This is a genomic window from Psychromonas antarctica (assembly GCF_022267535.1).
GTDB classification, from domain to species: Bacteria; Pseudomonadota; Gammaproteobacteria; order Enterobacterales; family Psychromonadaceae; genus Psychromonas; species Psychromonas antarctica.
Window position 1 is genome coordinate 1 of record NZ_JAHNZV010000141.1, and the last position, 6,022, is coordinate 6,022.

General features: G+C 37.2%; 7 protein-coding genes. 6 read left to right on the forward strand and 1 reads right to left on the reverse strand.

The window, feature by feature from the left end; all coding sequences use genetic code 11:
• The coding region (locus KSO91_RS15640) for a hypothetical protein (RefSeq protein WP_238743960.1) at nucleotides 1–278 on the forward strand (278 nt) is incomplete at its 5' end.
• Between the two features lie 144 nt (nucleotides 279–422).
• Here KSO91_RS15640 and KSO91_RS15645 read toward each other — a convergent pair.
• Nucleotides 423–1,103, reverse strand: coding sequence for a DUF3334 family protein (locus KSO91_RS15645; RefSeq protein ID WP_238743961.1), 681 nt, complete (start codon nucleotides 1,101–1,103; stop codon nucleotides 423–425).
• A 507-nt stretch (nucleotides 1,104–1,610) separates the two neighbouring features.
• Between KSO91_RS15645 and KSO91_RS15650 the strand changes: the two genes are divergently transcribed.
• From KSO91_RS15650 to KSO91_RS15670, 5 genes are all read left to right on the forward strand, one after another.
• Nucleotides 1,611–3,038 carry an ATP-binding protein gene (locus KSO91_RS15650; RefSeq protein ID WP_238743962.1) on the forward strand — a complete coding sequence of 476 codons (1,428 nt, stop codon included), beginning with the start codon at nucleotides 1,611–1,613 and terminating at the stop codon, nucleotides 3,036–3,038.
• A gap of 3 nt (nucleotides 3,039–3,041) precedes the next feature.
• Entirely contained in the window at nucleotides 3,042–3,725 is a 684-nt protein-coding gene (locus KSO91_RS15655; RefSeq protein ID WP_238743963.1) for a response regulator, read from the forward strand.
• A 178-nt stretch (nucleotides 3,726–3,903) separates the two neighbouring features.
• On the forward strand, nucleotides 3,904–4,761 hold the full coding sequence (locus KSO91_RS15660) for an EF-hand domain-containing protein (RefSeq protein WP_238743964.1): 858 nt from the start codon (nucleotides 3,904–3,906) through the stop codon (nucleotides 4,759–4,761).
• Between the two features lie 242 nt (nucleotides 4,762–5,003).
• Nucleotides 5,004–5,264, forward strand: coding sequence for a ubiquinone biosynthesis accessory factor UbiK (ubiK, locus tag KSO91_RS15665; protein WP_238743965.1), 261 nt, complete (start codon nucleotides 5,004–5,006; stop codon nucleotides 5,262–5,264).
• A gap of 1 nt (nucleotide 5,265) precedes the next feature.
• On the forward strand, nucleotides 5,266–5,649 hold the full coding sequence (locus KSO91_RS15670) for a DUF2750 domain-containing protein (RefSeq protein ID WP_238743966.1): 384 nt from the start codon (nucleotides 5,266–5,268) through the stop codon (nucleotides 5,647–5,649).
• Nucleotides 5,650–6,022 lie beyond the last annotated feature (373 nt).

Below are 6,022 nucleotides of genomic sequence, written 5' to 3' on the forward strand. Positions count from 1 at the left end.
TTACTAATGAAAAAAATAGTTGCCGTACAGTAGATAGTAAAGGTAAGTGTATAAAAAGTGATGAGGTTTTTGCCATAGATGAACAATATCAACCTGTAATAGATAACTATCCGCAAATAACCAGTGTTCAAGTTGATGCCGGTCATGTAGAAATTGTTGGCTACAAAGATGTGGCGCCTCGTAAACTACTCGCTATTTTACAAGATCAAAATATGCTTTCAGAAACGCCACCTGAGCGGCAATCTGCGTTGCAACTATTACTTGTGAAACTGTATTAAGGATAAACAGGTAAGAGTGGTAGTGATAGCGTCATCAGCACTAGATAAATGATGCATAACTGTAATCAAAGAGAAAAAATGAGATTTTGTTAGTCATCTCATATTCAATTCTACTTGTTTCTATTAGTTTGTGCCGCTAAAAGCCTAAATCCCCAACTGCTCTAGTAAATCAAGATCGACTAAGCTATTCGTTGTCTTTGCGGGGGCGCTCTCAGTTGTTTCCTCTTTTTTATTATCAAACAAGGCATCAAGATCAAATTTATCTTTTTCTTTAAAGGTGGGCAGTTTTATAAATTCAGTTTTATCCATCGCCAATTCAAGATAGAAAATATTATTTTTTTCTGTTGTAAAGGTAACTCGTCTTGCCTGTGGTTTATCTAGGTTGGTATCAATAGAGAGCATTACTTGCTTATTGATAGTTAACATTTTAGGTTGATTTTGTGTGATAGAGGTATGCAGTTCATGGCCGACAACACTCGTGAAGTCACCAACGATTTGATTCATTAATTCACCCATTACATCCCCCACATCGTCTGCAGTATGTGATTGTGCTAGCTCATTTTTTGGGATCCCCATGTAACTCATGTAATTCTGATATATTTCTAGTGCAGCACCCGCGGTGAAATTGATTATCACTAACCCTGAAAATCCGCCATCAAAGAGTACAAAACAGCCAAGATCGGGTTTTAAGCAAGTTTTAGTTATCTTTTGCACCATAGCAGAATAGTTAATTGAGTGATCTGTTGCAGTGGTGAGTACTGACCTTATAGAATTACATAATATCAGCAGGATATCGTCAGTTGTTATTGTTTTAGTTTTAGCCATGGAAATCCCTATATAAGGTATATTTTTAAATAAAATCAAATGGTTGAAATTAAAAAGATTAATCTAAAGTGAGCTTAAGTTAGACAAGTAATAATACGCTATTAATGAATTTGTATTTTAACTTAATGCACAGTTTTGATAAAAGAGTAGTGATAAAAAGGAAGTTTTCCCCTATAAAAGCGCTAACGAAGTTGCCTTGAACAATCTCTTTTAATAATTCGACGGTTATACCTACTTTATTGGAAAGGCTTTATTTATATTTTACAAATAAATGGTTGCTAATCTCAATCGCATATCGTTTTATACCGTTAGCACTAAAGATGCAAAGATGCATTTTTAATGCGAACGAGTACATGTATGTGCTTATCTGAACTCAGCTTGGAGATCTGAATAAGTAATGGTTGCTTCCTTATCAAATTTTTAGGTAATGCTATCTTGCTGATTTTGCATCTTGAAGTACCATAGGCATAAATGAATAATTTCAATTTATTATGCAAGGTAATGAATATGCGTTTAACCATTTTTCATAAATTGTTTGTCTCTTTATTATTGACCAGTATTATCATGATGGCTGGTATGGCGTTGTTGATTAATAATAGCTTTCAAAGTGGATTACAGATTTACCTCAACCAACGCAAGATTGAAAAACTGGAAGTGATTGCTGCGCAGGTTAGCCATTACTACTCTACTGAAAGTGGTTGGAACAGAATTAAAGCGCAGCCTGATTTATGGAAAAATTTATTGAAACCACTACTTAATCGGTCACCCAAAGAACACCGTTTAGCAATAGAAAAACGACCTCCACGGCATCCTCAAAGCGATAGGTTTGAATTGCATAACAGAATTTTTCTGTTGAATAAACAAGGGCTCTCTGTATTCGCTAATCCGCCAAAGCGGGAAAAGCAAATGCGTGAGCCGACATTTATTAAGGTCCCGATCACTTTTGATAATGAAACCGTTGGCTGGATCTCTATTAAGCAAAGGGACACAATCAGTAGTCCACTTGCAGAAAGCTTTGTTAAACAACAGTTAAATAATTTTTACCTCATTGCTGTTTGGGTTGCCCTTTTTTCATTCGTGGTTGCAGGAGGATTGGTACGTCATTTTCTCAAGCCACTAAAATATTTGCATGCTGGCGCAACGGCGTTGCAGCACGGGGATTTTCAGCAGAAAATCCCCGTGCAGGGCAGGGATGAGCTCGCGGAGTTATCACAAACCTTTAATCGTTTAACAGAGACACTGAAGCTGCAGAAAGAAACTCGGGAGCAATGGTTGGCGGATATTTCCCATGAACTGCGTACCCCCATTGCAGTATTACTAAGTGAAATAGAGGCCATTGAAGATGGCATTCGTGCGCCAGAGCCAAAATATATTAAGTCGTTGCATAATCAGGTCGTCAATCTCAGTGGCTTGGTAGACGATCTTTACCAGTTATCGCTTTCCGATGCAGGGGTAAATATAGAGCGATCTCAGCGTGTCGACCTAACTCGATTGCTCGGGATCATTGCCAGTCAAAATGAGGCTCGTTTTACGGAAAAAAACATTCAATTTAAACGCATTTATAAGAAGGAAACAGGGATTATATTGCAAGCAGACCAAAAATCATTAACACAGCTTATTTCAAATATTTTTGAAAATAGTTACCGTTATACAGATAGTGGCGGTGTGATGCAGATAGATCTGTTGCAAAAGGGCAAAAATATTGAGCTAACAATTGAAGATAGCGCACCAGCTGTGCCAGAGGGATCATTGGATAAACTGTTTCAACGATTATACCGAGTGGATAAATCACGTAGCAGAGCCAGTGGCGGATCGGGTCTTGGCCTTTCTATTTGCCAAAACATCGTAACGGCTTACGGCGGCACAATCACTGCAGAGCACTCCACTTTAGGTGGGTTAAAAATAAAGGTCTCGTTACCAATGAAGGATAGTTAAATAATGAATTATCAACAAAAAACCATTCTTATTGTTGAAGATGAACCGTCACTGGCGAGGGTTTTATGTGAGTATTTTTCGCAATCTGGATTTCAGACTCATATTATCGATAACGGTTTGGACGTTATCGATTGGGTAAAACAACATCAGCCTGATTTATTAATCTTAGACTTAATGCTGCCTCAGCGTAATGGATTAGATATTTATCGAGAACTACGTACTTTTAGCCAAGTACCGGTTGTCATGGCTACGGCCAGAATTGATGAGATAGATAGGTTAATAGGACTTGAGCTGGGCGCAGATGATTATATCTGTAAACCTTATAGTCCAAGAGAGGTGGTTGTGCGAGTTAAAAATATACTACGTCGTGGTAACGAAGAAAGTGACACAGCACCTGAACAACATGGACTCGCTGTTGATGAGCAGAAAATGACAGTTTCTTTGGGGGGGCAAAGGGTGGAGCTCACTCCTGCTGAATTTCGCTTGCTTTCATTTTTTAACAAACACCCACAGCAGGTTTTTAGCCGAGAGCAGTTAATGACACATATTTATCAAGATAGCCGTATAGTGACAGATAGGACTATTGATAGTCACATTAAAAATTTGCGCCGTAAATTGCAAGAAGCATCTCCGGAGAGTGAATTCATTAAATCTATTTATGGTGTCGGTTATAAATTAGAGATATAAAATGAGTCTTGCGCTTTCATTATCTTAAATATCCTTATTTTCTCCATTATTCCTGCGCATTTTCATCTTATAGTTTATTCATCGGTTAACAGCTAACATTATTAGATAAAAAGCTATTAACGCAATTGATTCGTGACAGGCAAAAACGAATATTATTCTATATAAACAAAGAGAGATTATGATGAAAAAATATCTATTGATTACTGTTGCACTCTTAATGGGCAACGCCACTTATAGTTTTGCTGATACACAAAACTATAAAACAATGCGATTTACACAAATTGACAAAAATGGTGATGGTGTACTTACAAAAGAGGAAGTGCGGGGGCGCCTATTAACAAATTTCGATATTCTTGATAAGGATGGTAACGGATCACTTTCTGCCGCTGAATTCACCATGCATAAAGGTAAACACGGTAACCGTCCTACGTTTGCTCAAATGGATAAAAACAGTGACGGGGTATTAAGTAAAGACGAAGTTGGTAGGCGTTTATTAGCTAAATTTGATAAAGTTGATAGCGATAATAACGGTACGTTGTCTGAAGCTGAACTGCAAATGGCTCACAAAAACCGTCAAGGTAAAGCAGGTAAAGGGCATCAGCGTCCTACTTTTACAGAGATGGATAAAAACAATGATGGTGTATTATCAGCTACAGAATTTCAAGCAGGGCAGAAACATCGCCAACATAAAGCAGGTAAAGGGCGTCATCGTCCTACTTTCGCTGAGATGGATATAAACAGTGATGGAGCATTAAGTAAACAGGAAGTTGGCAAACGTTTATTAGCTAACTTCGACAAAGTCGATAGTGATAAAAGCGGTACGTTGTCTGAAGCTGAATTACAAGCGGCCCATAAAAACCGCCAGGGCAAAGCAGGTAAAGGCGAACAACGTCAAAATTTTGCCCAGATGGATAAAAATAGTGATGGTGTATTAAGCAAAGATGAAGTTGGCAAACGTCTACTAGAAAAATTTGACACGCTTGATAGTGATAAAAATGGAGTGCTTTCTGGTGATGAGTTACCACGTCTAAAATAATAATCATCCATACTTTGGTGGTTTAGAAAAGGTGCTTTAAGCACCTTTTCTATTTTAAAAAATAGATTATCTGTTTTATGATCAGGTGGGTACGTTTGTGAGCTAGATACTCTTTTCATTATTTTCCCTATGACTGTTGCTTATCGTGATTTTTGCTAGATAAAAGATAAAACAAAAATTTTAAGCATAGAAATTAAGCGATGGCCAGTTTACAATGCCCCTTCAAATTTAAGGAGCCAATCATGTTTAACCCCAAAAAATTAGAAGAGATAGCCAAACAAGTAAGCGATGCGATGCCTGCGGGAGTAAAAAGCTTCGGGGAAGAAGTTGATCGTAAAATCAAACAGGTATTACAAGCGCAATTGGGTAAACTTGATATGGTAAGCCGTGAAGAGTTCGATGTACAAACGCATGTACTATTACGAACTCGTGAAAAACTAGCTGAAATGGAAGCCAAGTTTGCCGAACTTGAAATAAAATTAGATCAGAATAACGAGAAATAAAATGAAACAAGAGTATTTAAAAAACGCAGAAAATTTTGTAGATCAGGTGATCGAAGAAGATCAACTATTCGGTTTGTTTGATGAAAATGAAGGTTGGGCAAACTGTCAACCCCATGATAATAAAGATGCACAAGCAGTGTACTTATTTTGGTCAGAGCCTGCATTAGCCGAAAAACTGCAAAATGAAGAATGGGTTAATTATAAGGTACAGACGATACCGTTATCTGTGTTTTTTGAATCTTGGTTAGACGGCATGCAAAAACAGCAGGTTTTTGCTGGGGTAAACTGGGATGAAAATCTATATGGTTTAGAGATAGAGGCGATGGTCTTAAAAAATGCGCTGATTGAAAAAAACCAATCTTTGGGCGAGCATAACGCCGAGTAACACTTTTTTTGACTAATAGTAAAGCCAAATTAGGCAGAATAGCTCTTCTGCCATATAACCTAAGATAAAATAGGCATACCTTAGCCCATCCTTATTTATGACTTAAGTTGTGGACTCAATTGCAAAAATAGGAAATGTTTTTTTTTAAATACGCACCTTTGCCCCTTTACTATGGAATTAAACTATTGACCATTATTAGAGTTAAGTAATATGAATAATAATAAGAGACCCAAAATAAGAAATAAATCTTGACCCTGTAAATAATTCTGTGTAATTACCATTTTTACAGATGCTTTTTCAAGCGGTCTTCAAATTCTATTATAAACCGATTCATCGCAGCTCTCCAACTGTGGATCGGTTTTGACCATTTTTT